The organism is Arthrobacter sp. NPDC058130, from assembly GCF_042884475.1.
In the GTDB taxonomy this organism is placed as follows: domain Bacteria; phylum Actinomycetota; class Actinomycetes; order Actinomycetales; family Micrococcaceae; genus Arthrobacter.
Window position 1 is genome coordinate 114,184 of the sequence record NZ_JBHVTV010000009.1, and the last position, 13,659, is coordinate 127,842.

Consider the following 13,659-nt stretch of genomic DNA (forward strand, 5'->3'; position numbering starts at 1 on the left):
CCTTGGCCGGAATCCATGGCGCCCGGACGAGCCAGGACAGCCCGAAGTCAGGATGACCGGGTCGGCTGGGAGCACCGTGTGTTTAAGTTATGGCTCCAGAAGCGCCGGCAACAGGGCCGGTGGTCCCGGCGCGGTCAGCCGCCGGCTCGCGGGCAGGGAGGCGGCCAAGGCCCTCCACAAGATCGGCCTGGGTGCCGCAGAGCGCAATGCGGATCCAGCCCTCACCGATGGACCCGAACGCCGTGCCGGGAGCGAAGGCCACGCCGGAGTCCGCCAGGAAGCGGCGTGTCCAGGCCCGGACATCCCCGCCGCTGGCATGCGAGACGTCCGCCCACAGGTAGAACGCGCCTTGGGCCGCGAGATAGGGGATGCCGTGGGAGCGCAGCACCGCGGAGGCCGCGTCGCGGTTGGCCCGGTAATGGGCGTGGGCGTGGCTGACGTAGTCCTGCGGGCCGGTCAGCGCCGCCAGCGCGGCGTGCTGCGACGGCGACGCCACGCAGGACACGATCGACTCCATGACGTTGTTCATCCTCTGCTCCAGCCCCGGCGGGCAGATCAGCGCGCCGATGCGCAGTCCCGTCAGCCCGTAGGTCTTGGAGAGCGTGAGCGAAGTGAACACCCGCGCTTCTCCCGCAACGTCACTGTCGAAGCGGGCCGGGCTGACGTGCGGGACATTGTAGGTGAAGGCCTCGTAGCATTCGTCGGAGATGATCCACAGATCGTGCCGCCTTGCCAGCTCCACAAGACGGCGCGTCAGGTCCTCGCCCAGGACGGCGCCAAGCGGGTTGGACGGAGAGTTCAGGATCAGCACCTTGGTCCGCGGCGTGATGAGCGCTTCGACGTCTTCGATCCGAGGCTGGAAATCGTGCTCCGGATACAGCGGGTAGCGGACGGGGACGGCGTGCAACAGGCTGCTCGTCATCGCGAAGGTGGGGTAGCCGGGGTTGGGAATGAGGATCTCGTCCCCGGGGGAGAGCAGCAGGCTCATGGCGAAGTGCAGGCCCTGCTGGGCGCCGTCCACCACGTAGACCCGGTCGGCGCCGACCGGCGTCGCGTTGTGTTCACGGAAACGGGCCGCGAAGGCCTCCCGCAGTGCGGGAATCCCGGCGTTTGGGGTGTAGTTGGTCTCGTCGCGGTCCAGGCAGGCCATCCCGGCCTCGAGGACATGGCGGGGGACGGCGAAGCCGGGCTCACCGATGCTCAGCACGATCGCACCCGGCGTTCCCCAGGCGGCTTCGGTGATCTCGCGGATCTGGTTGATCGGGACGTCGCGGACATGTGCGGCAAGCTCGGGCATGTGTGCCATCCTAATGCCCGGCGCCCGCGGGGTGGGCGTCGACCGCCGGTGCCGTGGGCGGTGGGGCACTGCTGGCCCGCATATACTGGGAGGCGTGCTTTCTGGACTGGTGATAGTGGACAAGCCGCAAGGATGGACCAGCCACGATGTGGTTGGACGGATGCGGCGGATCGCCGGTACCCGAAAGGTCGGCCACGCCGGGACGCTGGATCCCATGGCCACCGGTGTTCTCGTGGTGGGCATCAACAAAGCCACCCGGCTGCTGACTTACATCGTGGGCACGTCCAAGACCTACACCGCCACCATCAGGCTCGGCGAATCCACCGTGACGGACGACGCCGAAGGCGAGGTCACTGCCACCCGCAGTGCCGTCGGGGTCACCGAAGATGCCATCAGTGCCGGCGTCGCCGCTCTGACCGGGGACATCGAACAGGTTCCCAGCAGTGTCAGCGCCATCAAGGTCAACGGCGAACGCGCCTACGCCCGGGTCCGGTCCGGTGAAGAGGTCAAGCTCGCGGCCCGGCCCGTGACGATCCACCGCTTTGAGGTCCACCAGATCCGCCGCGGAACTGAAGGTGACGCAGGCCGCGAGGCCGTGGATGTAGATGTCACGGTCGAGTGCTCTTCCGGCACGTACATCCGTGCCCTGGCCCGCGACCTCGGGGAGTCTCTCGGCGTCGGCGGTCATCTGACGGCGTTGCGCAGGACCCAAGTGGGTCCGTACACGCTTGACCAGGCGCACACGCTTGAACAGTTGGCCGAGAAGCTGGACGTCCTCGAGATCTCGGACGCGGCGCGGGCGCTGATGCCCAACCGTGAACTCAGCGAGGCGGAGACCACCGAGATATCCTTCGGCCGCAGGATCGCTGCAGGAGCCACCGCCGGCACGCCGGAGGCGGCAACCGCGGACAAGCCCGCTGCGGCGTTCGCGCCGGACGGTACGTTGGTGGCGCTCCTGGCCGACGCGGGAAACTACGCCAAGCCTGTGCTGGTCTTCGCGCCCGACAACGAGAAGCGCGGCACCGAGAAGCACGGCAATGCAGTGCACGGCGATGAAAAGCTGGCCGGCCAGTAGTGGACGCGTATTTTTACATCATTCTTGTGGTGGGCCTGCTCTCCAGCATCATCTGCATCGCAGCAGGGATCCTGAAGAAGGCACCCAACGACACGACGATACTGTCGGTGGCCGCCGTCGAACTTGCCCTCCTGGTCTATCTGGTCGGCTCGATTATCCGGGTGGCCAGCGGGGAGCAGATGGCAGGGGAGCCGTGGGAGTTCTGGGGCTATCTGGCGACGGCGCTGCTGCTCCCGTTCGGCGCCGTGTACTGGGCCATCCTGGAGCGGACCCGCTGGAGCAACTTCGTCCTGGCCGCAGTCGGCGTCACCGCCCTGGTGATGGCGGCCCGAATGAACCAGATCTGGTATTGAGATGGAAGAGGCAGAAAACGTGAGCGCAAAATCGTCGCAGGACGGCACGGGCAACCCGGCGGAGTCGGCCTCCCGGATCGCTGGGCAAACGGACAACGGAACGGCTGGTACCGCGCCGGCGGCGACCAATACCCGCAACACCGGGCCAGGACGGCTGCTCATTGCGGTCTACGCCGTGTTCGCGATCTCGGCAACCGCGCGGGCCGGCTACCAGATTCTGACGAAGTTTTCCGAGGCGCCGCTGGCATACCTCTTGTCAGCCTTCGCCGCAGTGGTCTACGTCGTGGCCACGGTTTCCCTTGCGAAGCCCGGCCGCACCGCGTTCAAGGTTTCCGTGTCTGCAGTCCTGGTGGAGCTGGTGGGCGTCCTCGTTGTGGGGGCACTGAGCGTGTTCGACTCGGTCAACTTCCCGCACGAGACCGTATGGTCCTTGTTCGGCCGCGGCTACGGATTCATCCCACTCCTGCTGCCCATTCTGGGACTCATCTGGCTGTATCGCCGGCGGCCCGCGGCCCAGCACGGCTAGGCCCGGCTGGCCACACTGTGGGGCTACGCGCGACTGGCGGCGCGCCCGTCTTCGGTGAGCCTGCTGCGCAGCCCGGGCCACGACGCGGCGAAACCCGGGTGCAGTTCCTTGCTGCCGACGTCGTCAATCCCCACCCATTGCAGTTCGAGGCTTTCCTGATCGCTAATCGCGGCCTCGAACGGTTGCAGTGCTTCGGCAACCACCGTGGTGTACGTCCAATAGCCGACGTCGAACACCGACGTGAACAGGACGCGGACGTTCTCCGGAGGAACAGCCGCTTCTTCCTTTGCTTCCCGCAACGCACCCTGGATAGCCTCCTCGCCGTGGTGCAGGGCGCCGCCGGGAAGCCCCCATGTGCCGCCCTGATGGCTCCACAACGCGCGGTGTTGGAGCAGGATGCCCTTTGCGGGGTCGTGGACCAAGAGCCCGGCCGACCCGAACCGTCCCCAGAACCGTCCGCGGTCGCCCTCGACCCAGGCGTCACCGGGATCGCGTGGACCCAGAGGGCGGCGCGGATCGCCCGGCGCCGGCTGTGCGAATGGTGATTCCCCGGCCTTTGGTGTGGCTGCGATGTCCATCCCTACAGCTTGCCACGCGCCCGTCCTTAGAAGGGCGGGCAACGTACGAAGTGTTACGGGCGGTGCGCGGCTGGGTGCTGCGGCCCACCCAATCTCCTCGACCAAGATCCCCGCCCCAACCCCTGCCAGGGCGTCGTCGTACCGGGGTCAGGCCGCGGCCGAACCAAGGTCGCTAGTTCTGTCGTACCCCTCTGGAAGAGTGAAGCCATGGAAGTTGTTGGAGGATTCATCGAGGATCAGGCCGACCGGCCGGGGTCCGCGATGCCCCTCCGACTTCCGCAGTCGGCGGCCGTTCCCGATGCCGCAGGTGGTTCCGTGGACGGCAGCGTAGCCGCAGCCCTGGAGTTGCTTCGCGCGTCCACCGAAGCTGCGGTAGAGGACGTCGCCCGGTTCGACTTCTTTCAGGCTTCGGACTTCGCCGCAGGCGTGGAGGACCTGTCCCGCATCGTTGAATATCTACAGATCATCGGTGCCGCCCGGGTAGACCGCACCCGCCGCGAGGCGGCCTTGGCGGCGAAGGCGCCCGGCGGGTGGGGCTCGGAAGCGGAAGCTGGATCGGCCGGTGGCTGGCTGACGGGGTGGAACCAGGAACCCAGTGAAGTCGAGACGGTTGATACGAAACCCGAGGACGAATCCGAGGGCGTGCACGGCGTCGGGTCGGAAGCCGGGGCAGACCCCGGCGGAAACCTGGCTGCGGCAGCGGCCATGGTGGCGGACGACGGATGCCGGAACGCGGCGGAGTTCCTGCAGGCGCGGCTGAGGATCGGCGCGTCCGAGGCCAAGCGCCGGCTGAGGCTTGGCACCGAGCTACTGCCCCGGACCGGCCTTGCGGGCCGGACCCTGCCGCCGGCGCGGCCCGTACTCGCCGCAGCCGTCTCCGAAGGCATCGTCGCCTCCCGCACCGCCACGCTCATCGCCATGTCCTTGGACCGGGTGGGGCACGTGGCCTCTCCGGAGTCTGTTGACGCCATGGAGCATGCCCTGACCATGACGGCGGTCGGGAACGACCCCGATTTCCTGCCGCATGGCCCGGCGATGGACCGATGCCCTGGACCAGGACGGAGCCGAGCCATCCGAGGCGGCGCTGCGCCGGCTCCAGGGCGTTTTCATCCGGAAACCCCGGCACGGCCTGCACCATCTGGAAATCTTCTCCACCACAGACCAGTTCGAACAGTTGGTCACAGTGATGAATGTGGCCACCAATCCACGCCTGGCTGCCGCAGCCAACGCGGGCGGCGCCGGCGACCACGAGGCTGCCGCAGCTAATGCGGCCTCCCTCGCCTCCGGCCCCGCCGCCGTCTGGAACGGAACCGACCCGGCTGATGCACGTCTGGACACCCGAACACGGCCGCAGAAACTCCTCGACGGACTCGTCGGTGCCTGCAAAGCCGCCCTCGCCGCAGGGGGCCTGCCGGCCGCAGGCGGTCTGCGCCCCCAGATCATGGCAACGATCAACTACCACGACCTCGTTGAACAGCTCGGCGCCAACGAACCGCTCGCCAACACACACGGGGCCAATGCACACGGGGTCAGCGGATCTTCCGGCACCGCGGGAAGTTACAGCAAAGGCTCGGCCGGATCCTTGCTGTTCAGCGGGCCAGTGACGGCGTCGACCGTCCGCAAGATCGCCTGCGACGCCGACATCATCCCGGTTCTGCTTGGCGGGGAGGGCCAGATCCTCGACGTCGGACGCTCCTCCAGAGTCTTCCCGCCGCACGTCCGCAAGGCCATAACGGCCCGGGACCAAGGCTGCGCCTTCCCGCAATGCACCATTCCCGCGCCGTGGTGCGAAGTCCACCACGTCACCTACTGGTCCCGGGGCGGCAGTACCGGAACAGACAATGGAACGCTGCTGTGCTCGCACCATCATCACCTGATCCACAAGGAACAGTGGACCATCCAGATGCGCAGTGGCATTCCCTGGTTCATCCCGCCGCCGCACGTGGATCCAGGCCGAACGCCCCGCAGGAACATGTACTTCCGCTTCGAATGACCTCCGACTTTGCTCCATGATCAGTCGGCGCAATTGCCAGGGTTCCGCCTTGCCAATGTCTCCGATCACAACCAAGGCCGCCTGCTGGTCCTGGGGTGTCTCGAAAATGACCCAGTCGGCGCAGACGTCACCCGTCGAGACGGGCAGCAAGCCGCACCCTGCAACCAGCATGCAAAGGACCGACCCCACACACGCGAGCTGCACAGACCTCCGCATGTTCAGAAACTAGCGCTCGGGACGGACGCGGTCCAGAGCAGAAAGCGCGACGGTCCTCCTGCTGGCCTACTCTGGAGGCATGGACCACCGCCGTCTGCTGCTGCGTGCCATCAAGTCGCTCCACACTGCCGCCTGGTTCACCATCGAGGCTTGCATGGCCTACATCCTCTACACCGGCGTCAGGGGTCGAAGTGACCGCAAGACCGGCGCAGCCGCCGTCGTCGTTGCCGGCGAGACGGTGATCTTTGCCGCAAATGGCTTCCACTGTCCGCTGACAGCCGTCGCGCAGAATCTCGGCGACGTCCAGGGCTCCGTCACGGACATCTATCTGCCGCATTGGTTCGCTAGAAACCTGCCCGCGATACACGTCCCACTCCTCCTCGCCGCCGTGCTTCTGCACTGGCGGGTCTGGCGCAACAACGCTGTGCGGGACAGCCAGCGGAGGCTACTGCTCGGGAGATAGCGAGCTGTTCCCATCGCCGGCCCCGGGGGCAGACCGACTACTTCTTCCCGAACAGCCCGCCAAGGATATCGCCCAGGCCGCCGAAACCGTCTTGTCCGCCCGGGCTTCCCTGTCCCGCGGCGCCACCCTGTCCGCCCTGGCCGCCCACCATTCCACCGAGGATTCCGCCCAGCACGCCGCCGAGGTCCAGGCCGCCGCCCTGACCGGAATCGGCCGGGGTGCCGGATCCCCCTTGGGAACCAGCCCCGGCTTGGCTTCCGCCCAGGAATTTCTTCGCGAGATAGGACATGACGATCGGCGCCAGGATGGGCAGCAGTTTCCGGACCAGGTCGCTCCCGGCGTCGCCCAGTTGTCCCGTCCCGGCGAGCTGGCTGGCCACACGATCCTGCTGCCCGCCGAAGACGTGATTGACGATCTTCTCGCCGTCGGCCGTGTCCACCTGGGCGACGTCGACGCCGCCGTCGATCAGTCCATCCCGGTGCTGGCCCAGTGCCGATTCGAGTGACGCAGCACCGTCCGGGGCCTGCGCGTTGTTATGCATTCCGGCGAGGAGCGTAGGGACCGCGGCTTCCACCGCGGCACGGGCTGTGGGTTCGTCGGTGCCTAGCAGGCCGGCGATCTGGCCCATCGGGATCTGGCCGATGATGTCTTGGAGCTCAGTCATGTCGTACTCCTTCAGCCTCGCGTGGCAGCGGGCATCGCGGGAAACGGCGCCTGCCTGGGCGCCGCCGAACCAGTGCCTTTGAATCGTAGTCCCGCAGATCAGGCCGTGGAAGGCCCACTCCGGAGCCCGGCGGACCGTCCGGGAGCAGCCCGGATTGCGGGTAATCTTAGAGAGTTCCGGAGCCGGCACGGTCGCTCCGGAGGAGTTCATGGCAGGCAGCAAAAGGCGAGGTTGATGGTCCACATCTGGAACGATCTGTCCGAGGTCCCGGCGGACTTTGGTCCTTCGGTTGTCACTTTCGGCAACTTCGACGGCGTACACCGCGGCCACCAGCAGGTGCTGTCGCAGCTCATCCGCACCGCCCGCTTGAACCACGCCCGCGCCGTCGCGATCACCTTCGATCCGCACCCCGCGCAAGTGCATCGCCCAGAGTCGGCGCCCGAGCTGATCATGGGCCTGGAGGACAAGCTCGTAGCCCTGGGCGAGCTCGGCCTCGACGCCGTGCTGGTGATGAAGTACTCGCTGGAGCTCGCCAGCCTGACCCCCGAAGAATTTGTCGGCACGGTCCTGGTGGACGGCCTGAAGGCGAGCCACGTGGTGATCGGCCACGACGCCCGGTTCGGCCGCGGCAATTCCGGCGACCTCGCCACCATGCAGGAGCTGGGCCGCAAGCTCGGCTTCGAGGTGCTGGTCATCAGCGAGTTCGGCTCGGAAGGCTTTCCCATCCACGACGACGACGGAACGGACCGCCGCTGCTCGTCCACGTGGGTCCGTGAGGCTCTCCGTGAGGGCGACGTTGCCACCGCCGCTGCGGTACTCGGGAGGCCACACCGGATGCGCGGCGAGGTGGTGCACGGTGCCGCACGCGGCCGCGACCTCGGATTCCCCACGGCAAACCTCGCCTCGACAGCCACCGGGTACATCCCCGCGGACGGGATCTACGCCGGCTGGCTGGTGGACCAGGCCGGCACCCGCTGGCCCGCCGCCATCTCCGTGGGCTCGAACCCCACGTTCTACGGCGTGAGCCGTCAGGTCGAGGCCCACGTGATCGACCGCCCCGAGGAGTCCGTCGATGACTTCGATCTGTACGACCAGACAGTAGTTGTGGAATTTGTCTCCAGGCTCCGCGGCATGGTGGCGTACCGTGGGCCTGAGGCTTTGGTGGAGCAGATGCGCCTTGACGTCGTCCAGGCCCATGACATCCTGTTCGCCCGCTAAAAAAACGGGGCCGGACCGGCGTCGACCCCCGCGCTGACGGCGTTCCGACTCACTGGAGCCGCGCGCTGATTCGCAACCATTCGGCAAGGAAGGCAAAAGACGTGACCATCGAGAAGAACACCAGGGAGCTGGATCAGGACATTGTCCGGGACTTCAGCGCGCGGATGAGCTACTCGTCCTACCTGCAGTTGCCCACCTTGCTAAGCGCCCAGCAGCCCGTCAGCGCCCCGGAACACCACGACGAGATGCTGTTCATCATCCAGCACCAGACCACGGAGCTGTGGTTGAAGCTGGTACTGCATGAGCTTCGCAGCGCTGCCGCGTGGCTGCGTTCGGACGACCTCGGGTCTGCCCTGAAGGCGATCGCCCGTGTCAAGCACATCCAGAAAACGCTCACCGAGCAATGGTCCGTGCTGGCCACCCTGACGCCTACCGAGTACTCCCAGTTCCGCGGGTTCCTCGGCAACTCCTCCGGATTCCAGTCCAGCCAGTACCGTGCGGTCGAATTCCTCCTCGGCAACAAGAACGCCAAGATGCTTCCGGTCTTCGACTCAGACCCCGAGGCCCACGAGATGTTGCGCGATCTGCTCGAAGCACCCAGCATCTACGACGATTTCCTCGCCTATCTCAAACGCCAGGGCTTTGACGTCCCGGCGTCGGTGCTGGAGCGCGACGTCACCAAGGCCCACGAGTTCTGCCCGGAACTGGTCCCGGTGTTCAAGTACATCTACGAAAACGCCGCGGACAACTGGGGCGCGTACGAGGCCTGCGAGGAACTTGTGGACCTCGAGGACAATTTCCAGCTGTGGCGCTTCCGCCACCTGCGCACGGTCCAGCGCACCATCGGCATGAAATCCGGCACCGGCGGATCCAGCGGTGCCGCGTTCCTGCAGAAGGCCCTCGAGCTGACCTTCTTCCCCGAGCTCTTCGCCGTGCGGACGGAGATCGGCCAGTGAGCCAGCCCGTGAACATCCCCGCCAGCAACGTCCCTGCCAGCAACATCCCCGCCAGCACGGCAGCAACGGACGCGCTGTGGCAGCGCGCCCTGGAGCTCGACGCCGCCGATCCGCTGGCCGGTTACCGCGACCACTTCGTCGGCACGGACACCGAGCTGTCCTACCTTGACGGCAACTCCCTGGGCAGGCCGCTCAAACGGACCGTCACCGACATCAGCAACTTCATCCAGGACAGCTGGGGCGGCCGCCTGATCCGGGGCTGGGACGAGGAATGGCTCGACCTGCCCCAGGCGATCGGCGACCAGCTCGGCCGTTCGGTGCTCGGTGCGGGTCCCGGACAGACGATCATCGCCGATTCCACCACGGTTGTGCTGTACAAGCTCATCCGCGCCGCCCTGGCAGCGGTCACGGATCCGGCCCGGACCGAAATCGTCCTGGACACGGACAATTTCCCCACTGACCGCTACCTGGTGGAGGGAATCGCCCGCGAGGAAGGCTTGACCCTGCGCTGGATCGACGCCGATCCCGCCTCCGGTGTCACCGTCGAGCAGGTGCGGGCCGCCACCGGCCCGGCCACCGCCGTCGTGGTCCTGAGCCAGATCGCCTATCGGTCCGGCTTCCTCGCGGATCTGCCGGCCATCACGGCCGCGGTGCACGACGCCGGCGCCCTGGTGGTGTGGGACCTTTGCCACTCCGCCGGGTCTGTCGAGATCGCTTTGGACGACGCCGGCGTCGACTTCGCCGCGGGCTGCACCTACAAATACCTGAACGGGGGACCGGGCTCGCCGGCGTTCGCGTACGTCAACGCCCGCCACCTGGCCGGACTGCAGCAGCCCATCTGGGGCTGGATGGGACGCAAGGACGCGTTCGAAATGGGTCCCGGCTACGAGGCCGCTCCCGGCATCCGGGGCTTCCTCAGCGGCACTCCGGCCATCTTCGGGATGCTTGCCATGCGCGGCACGCTGGACCTGATCGAGGCAGCGGGGATGGCCGCGCTTCGGGAGAAGTCACGGCTGCTCACGGGCTTTGCCCTGGAACTCTTTGACGCGTGGCTGGCTCCGGCCGGCGTGCAGCTGTCCACCCCGCGGGATCCGGCACTGCGCGGCAGCCACGTGACGATCGACCACCCTGCCTTCCGCGAAATGACGGCCACCCTTTGGGATCAGGATGTGATTCCCGATTTCCGTGCCCCGCAGGGCATCAGAATCGGGCTGTCGCCGCTGAGTACCTCGTTTGCGGAGGTGTACCGGGGCGTCGCCGCGGTCCGCGAGCTGCTTGTGGCCCAGGACGGCGGGGCCGCTTAGCCGGCGGGCGCGGCCGGCGGTTTCGACAAGATCGCGGACGTGCCACTAAACTGGACGTTGGATCCGGCTGCAGTCCGTGGCGGCTGGTTCCTGTTGTGTACGGGATGCCCGGCTTCGGCGGGGGATTCCGGGACAGCACCCCCGGCAGTGAATTACTGACTCGGGCCTCACGGCACATCTCTAGGAGTTATTGTGGCACTTGAAGCCGCTGTAAAGCAGTCCATCATCAAGGAATACGCAACGTCCGAGGGCGACACCGGTTCGCCGGAGGTCCAGGTTGCGGTCCTGACTCAGCGGATCAAGGATCTCACTGAGCACATGAAGGAGCACAAGCACGACTACCACACCCAGCGCGGTCTGCTGGCCATGGTTGGTCGTCGCAAGCGCATGCTCACCTACCTCAAGAACACTGACATCACCCGCTACCGTCAGCTCATCGAGCGCCTCGGCCTGCGTCGCTAGTCAGCTTTAAGGGGCGGCCCCTTCCGGACCGGAAAGGGCCGCCTTCTTCAGGAAAAACTAAACAGGAGGATCAACCGCATCACGCATTCGCGGTCCTCGGTAGTGATTCCCGGGAACGGCTTCAAGGATTGAAGCCCGGCCCGTGGGTCTCGATCGATGACCGGGTGCAGTGCAGGCCAGTAGACAGATGCTGGACTGGGTTGATGCGGCTGGACTCCGTGAACCATGAAACGGAGGTGACTCTCTTGGAGGGTCCCGAAATCCAGTTCTCAGAAGCAGTCATTGACAATGGCCGCTTCGGCAAGCGTGTAATCCGCTTCGAAACCGGCCGCCTCGCCAAGCAGGCCGCCGGCGCAGCCATGGTCTACATCGATGAAGAGACCGCGCTGCTGTCCGCCACCACCGCCGGCAAGCACCCGCGCGAAGGCTTCGACTTCTTCCCGCTGACGGTCGACGTCGAAGAGCGCATGTACGCTGCCGGCCGCATCCCGGGCTCGTTCTTCCGCCGCGAAGGCCGCCCGTCCACGGAAGCCATCCTGGCCTGCCGCCTCATGGACCGCCCGCTGCGCCCCGCGTTCGTCAAGGGCCTGCGCAACGAGGTCCAGATTGTCGTCACCGTGCTGTCCATCAACCCGGACGAGCTCTACGACGTCGTGGCGATCAACGCTTCCTCCATGTCCACCCAGCTCTCCGGCCTGCCCTTCTCCGGCCCGATCGGCGGCGTCCGCGTTGCCCTCGTCGCCGACGAGAACGGCTCGCAGTGGGTTGCGTTCCCGAAGCACTCCCAGCTCGAGAACGCCGTCTTCAACATGGTCGTTGCCGGCCGCATCGCCGGTGACGACGTCGCCATCATGATGGTTGAAGCCGAAGCCACCGACAACTCCTGGAACCTCATCAAGGAACAGGGCGCCACCGCCCCGACCGAAGAGGTTGTCTCCGAAGGCCTCGAGGCTGCCAAGCCGTTCATCAAGGCCCTCTGCGAAGCACAGTCCGACCTGGCCTCACGCGCTGCCAAGCCGACCGTCGAGTTCCCGGTCTTCCTGGACTACCAGGACGACGTCTACTCCGCTGTGGAGTCCGCTGCCGCCGAGAAGCTGGCCGCTGTCTTCCAGATCGCCGACAAGCAGGAGCGCGACACCGCTTCGGACGAGCTCAAGGACGAGGTCACCTCTTCCCTGGCCGGCCAGTTCGAAGGCCGCGAGAAGGAGCTGTCCGCAGCGTTCCGCTCCGTCACCAAGCAGGTTGTGCGCCAGCGCATCCTCAAGGACCAGATCCGCATCGACGGCCGCGGCCTGACGGACATCCGCCAGCTCACCGCCGAGGTTGAGGTTCTGCCCCGCGTCCACGGCTCGGCCATCTTCGAACGCGGCGAGACCCAGATCATGGGTGTCACCACGCTGAACATGCTCAAGATGGAACAGCAGATCGACTCGCTGTCTCCCGTGACGCGCAAGCGTTACATGCACAACTACAACTTCCCGCCGTACTCCACCGGCGAGACCGGCCGCGTCGGTTCCCCGAAGCGCCGCGAAATCGGCCATGGTGCCCTCGCAGAGCGCGCCATCATGCCGGTGCTGCCCTCCCGCGAGGAATTCCCCTACGCGATCCGCCAGGTGTCTGAGGCTCTCAGCTCCAACGGTTCGACGTCGATGGGTTCCGTCTGCGCCTCCACGCTGTCCCTGTTCAACGCAGGTGTGCCGCTGAAGGCCGCTGTTGCCGGTATCGCCATGGGCCTGGTCTCCGACCAGGTTGACGGCCAGACCCGCTACGCCGCCCTGACCGACATCCTCGGCGCCGAAGATGCCTTCGGCGACATGGACTTCAAGGTCGCCGGCACGTCCGAGTTCGTCACGGCTATCCAGCTGGACACCAAGCTCGACGGCATCCCCGCCTCGGTCCTGGCTGCCGCACTGAAGCAGGCCCGCGAAGCCCGCCTGCACATCCTGGACGTCCTGAACTCCGCCATTGACACCCCGGACGAGCTCTCCGAGTTCGCGCCGCGCGTCATCGCGGTCAAGATCCCGGTTGACAAGATCGGTGAGGTCATCGGCCCGAAGGGCAAGATGATCAACCAGATCCAGGAAGACACCGGAGCCGACATCTCGATCGAGGACGACGGCACGGTCTACATCGGCGCCACCAACGGCCCGTCTGCCGACGCAGCACGGTCCGCGATCAACGCCATCGCCAACCCGCAGGTCCCGGAAATCGGCGAGCGCTACCTGGGCACGGTCGTCAAGACCACCACCTTCGGTGCCTTCGTTTCCCTGACCCCGGGCAAGGACGGCCTCCTGCACATCTCTGAGCTGCGCAAGATCGCCGGCGGCAAGCGCGTGGACAACGTCGATGACGTCGTCTCCGTGGGCCAGAAGATCCAGGTGGAAATCACCAAGATCGACGACCGCGGAAAGCTTTCCCTCTCTCCCGTAGTGGCTGACGAGGCCGGCGCGGAAAACACGGAGTCCGTCGACAAGGCTGAGGTCTCCGCGGACGCCGCAGAGTAGTCTCTCCTGAGTCAAACGGCGGGGCCGGTGGATCATCCACCGGCCCCGCC

The 13,659-nt window shown here is 66.5% G+C and carries 14 protein-coding genes; 11 read left to right on the plus strand and 3 right to left on the minus strand.

Going from position 1 to position 13,659, the window contains the following annotated elements:
- Nucleotides 1-82: 82 nt before the first annotated feature.
- Entirely contained in the window at nucleotides 83-1,297 is a 1,215-nt protein-coding gene (locus tag ACFVTM_RS15630; RefSeq protein ID WP_390204462.1) for a pyridoxal phosphate-dependent aminotransferase, read from the minus strand.
- Nucleotides 1,298-1,391: 94 nt separating this feature from the next.
- Between ACFVTM_RS15630 and truB the strand changes: the two genes are divergently transcribed.
- The 3 genes from truB to ACFVTM_RS15645 are packed head-to-tail and all read left to right on the plus strand — an operon-like array spanning nucleotide 1,392 to nucleotide 3,251.
- Nucleotides 1,392-2,372 (plus strand): tRNA pseudouridine(55) synthase TruB, encoded by a 981-nt coding sequence (truB, locus tag ACFVTM_RS15635; protein WP_390204463.1) that lies wholly within the window; start codon nucleotides 1,392-1,394, stop codon nucleotides 2,370-2,372.
- The gene (locus ACFVTM_RS15640; RefSeq protein WP_390204464.1) at nucleotides 2,372-2,725 is read left to right on the plus strand and encodes a hypothetical protein; all 354 of its coding nucleotides are present in this window, start codon (nucleotides 2,372-2,374) and stop codon (nucleotides 2,723-2,725) included. Before truB ends, ACFVTM_RS15640 begins: the two co-directional genes overlap by 1 nt.
- A 1-nt stretch (nucleotide 2,726) precedes the next feature.
- Nucleotides 2,727-3,251 (plus strand): hypothetical protein, encoded by a 525-nt coding sequence (locus ACFVTM_RS15645; RefSeq protein WP_390204466.1) that lies wholly within the window; start codon nucleotides 2,727-2,729, stop codon nucleotides 3,249-3,251.
- 23 nt (nucleotides 3,252-3,274) lie between these two features.
- Here the strand turns inward: ACFVTM_RS15645 and ACFVTM_RS15650 are convergent, their stop codons facing one another.
- Complete coding sequence (locus ACFVTM_RS15650) at nucleotides 3,275-3,829, minus strand: NUDIX domain-containing protein (RefSeq protein ID WP_390204467.1); 555 nt, start codon at nucleotides 3,827-3,829, stop codon at nucleotides 3,275-3,277.
- A 207-nt stretch (nucleotides 3,830-4,036) separates the two neighbouring features.
- On the opposite strand from ACFVTM_RS15650, the gene ACFVTM_RS15655 reads away from it, so the two are divergent.
- The 3 genes from ACFVTM_RS15655 (at nucleotide 4,037) to ACFVTM_RS15665 (ending at nucleotide 6,501) form a co-directional block, all read left to right on the plus strand.
- Entirely contained in the window at nucleotides 4,037-5,095 is a 1,059-nt protein-coding gene (locus tag ACFVTM_RS15655; protein WP_390204468.1) for a DUF222 domain-containing protein, read from the plus strand.
- Complete coding sequence (locus ACFVTM_RS15660; RefSeq protein ID WP_390204470.1) at nucleotides 5,022-5,822, plus strand: DUF222 domain-containing protein; 801 nt, start codon at nucleotides 5,022-5,024, stop codon at nucleotides 5,820-5,822. The genes ACFVTM_RS15655 and ACFVTM_RS15660 overlap by 74 nt, the downstream gene beginning before the upstream one ends.
- 295 nt (nucleotides 5,823-6,117) lie before the next feature.
- Nucleotides 6,118-6,501, plus strand: a complete 384-nt coding sequence (locus ACFVTM_RS15665) for a hypothetical protein (protein WP_390204471.1) — start codon at nucleotides 6,118-6,120, stop codon at nucleotides 6,499-6,501.
- Between the two features lie 37 nt (nucleotides 6,502-6,538).
- Here the strand turns inward: ACFVTM_RS15665 and ACFVTM_RS15670 are convergent, their stop codons facing one another.
- Nucleotides 6,539-7,165, minus strand: a complete 627-nt coding sequence (locus ACFVTM_RS15670) for a DUF937 domain-containing protein (protein WP_390204472.1) — start codon at nucleotides 7,163-7,165, stop codon at nucleotides 6,539-6,541.
- 234 nt (nucleotides 7,166-7,399) lie between these two features.
- Here ACFVTM_RS15670 and ACFVTM_RS15675 point away from each other — a divergent pair, with 234 nt between their 5' ends.
- From ACFVTM_RS15675 to ACFVTM_RS15695, 5 genes are all read left to right on the plus strand, one after another.
- Nucleotides 7,400-8,383: a bifunctional riboflavin kinase/FAD synthetase gene (locus ACFVTM_RS15675; protein WP_390204473.1), complete on the plus strand. Its 984-nt coding sequence runs from the start codon at nucleotides 7,400-7,402 to the stop codon at nucleotides 8,381-8,383.
- 101 nt (nucleotides 8,384-8,484) lie between these two features.
- Complete coding sequence (gene kynA / locus ACFVTM_RS15680) at nucleotides 8,485-9,339, plus strand: tryptophan 2,3-dioxygenase (RefSeq protein ID WP_390204474.1); 855 nt, start codon at nucleotides 8,485-8,487, stop codon at nucleotides 9,337-9,339.
- Between the two features lie 44 nt (nucleotides 9,340-9,383).
- Nucleotides 9,384-10,643, plus strand: a complete 1,260-nt coding sequence (kynU, locus tag ACFVTM_RS15685; RefSeq protein WP_390204598.1) for a kynureninase — start codon at nucleotides 9,384-9,386, stop codon at nucleotides 10,641-10,643.
- A 192-nt stretch (nucleotides 10,644-10,835) separates the two neighbouring features.
- Nucleotides 10,836-11,105: a 30S ribosomal protein S15 gene (gene rpsO, locus ACFVTM_RS15690; protein ID WP_390204476.1), complete on the plus strand. Its 270-nt coding sequence runs from the start codon at nucleotides 10,836-10,838 to the stop codon at nucleotides 11,103-11,105.
- 245 nt (nucleotides 11,106-11,350) lie between these two features.
- Entirely contained in the window at nucleotides 11,351-13,609 is a 2,259-nt protein-coding gene (locus tag ACFVTM_RS15695) for a polyribonucleotide nucleotidyltransferase (RefSeq protein WP_390204600.1), read from the plus strand.
- Nucleotides 13,610-13,659: the final 50 nt, after the last annotated feature.

Excerpts from the sequence above, each read along its gene's own strand:
- ACFVTM_RS15670 (WP_390204472.1), bottom strand. The coding sequence starts at position 7,165 with ATGACTGAGCTCCAAGACATCATCGGCCAGATCCCGATGGGCCAGATC.
- ACFVTM_RS15655 (WP_390204468.1), top strand. The coding sequence starts at position 4,037 with ATGGAAGTTGTTGGAGGATTCATCGAGGATCAGGCCGACCGGCCGGGG.
- ACFVTM_RS15650 (WP_390204467.1), bottom strand. The coding sequence starts at position 3,829 with ATGGACATCGCAGCCACACCAAAGGCCGGGGAATCACCATTCGCACAG.
- ACFVTM_RS15665 (WP_390204471.1), top strand. The coding sequence starts at position 6,118 with ATGGACCACCGCCGTCTGCTGCTGCGTGCCATCAAGTCGCTCCACACT.
- ACFVTM_RS15675 (WP_390204473.1), top strand. The coding sequence starts at position 7,400 with ATGGTCCACATCTGGAACGATCTGTCCGAGGTCCCGGCGGACTTTGGT.
- ACFVTM_RS15630 (WP_390204462.1), bottom strand. The coding sequence starts at position 1,297 with ATGCCCGAGCTTGCCGCACATGTCCGCGACGTCCCGATCAACCAGATC.
- ACFVTM_RS15645 (WP_390204466.1), top strand. The coding sequence starts at position 2,727 with ATGGAAGAGGCAGAAAACGTGAGCGCAAAATCGTCGCAGGACGGCACG.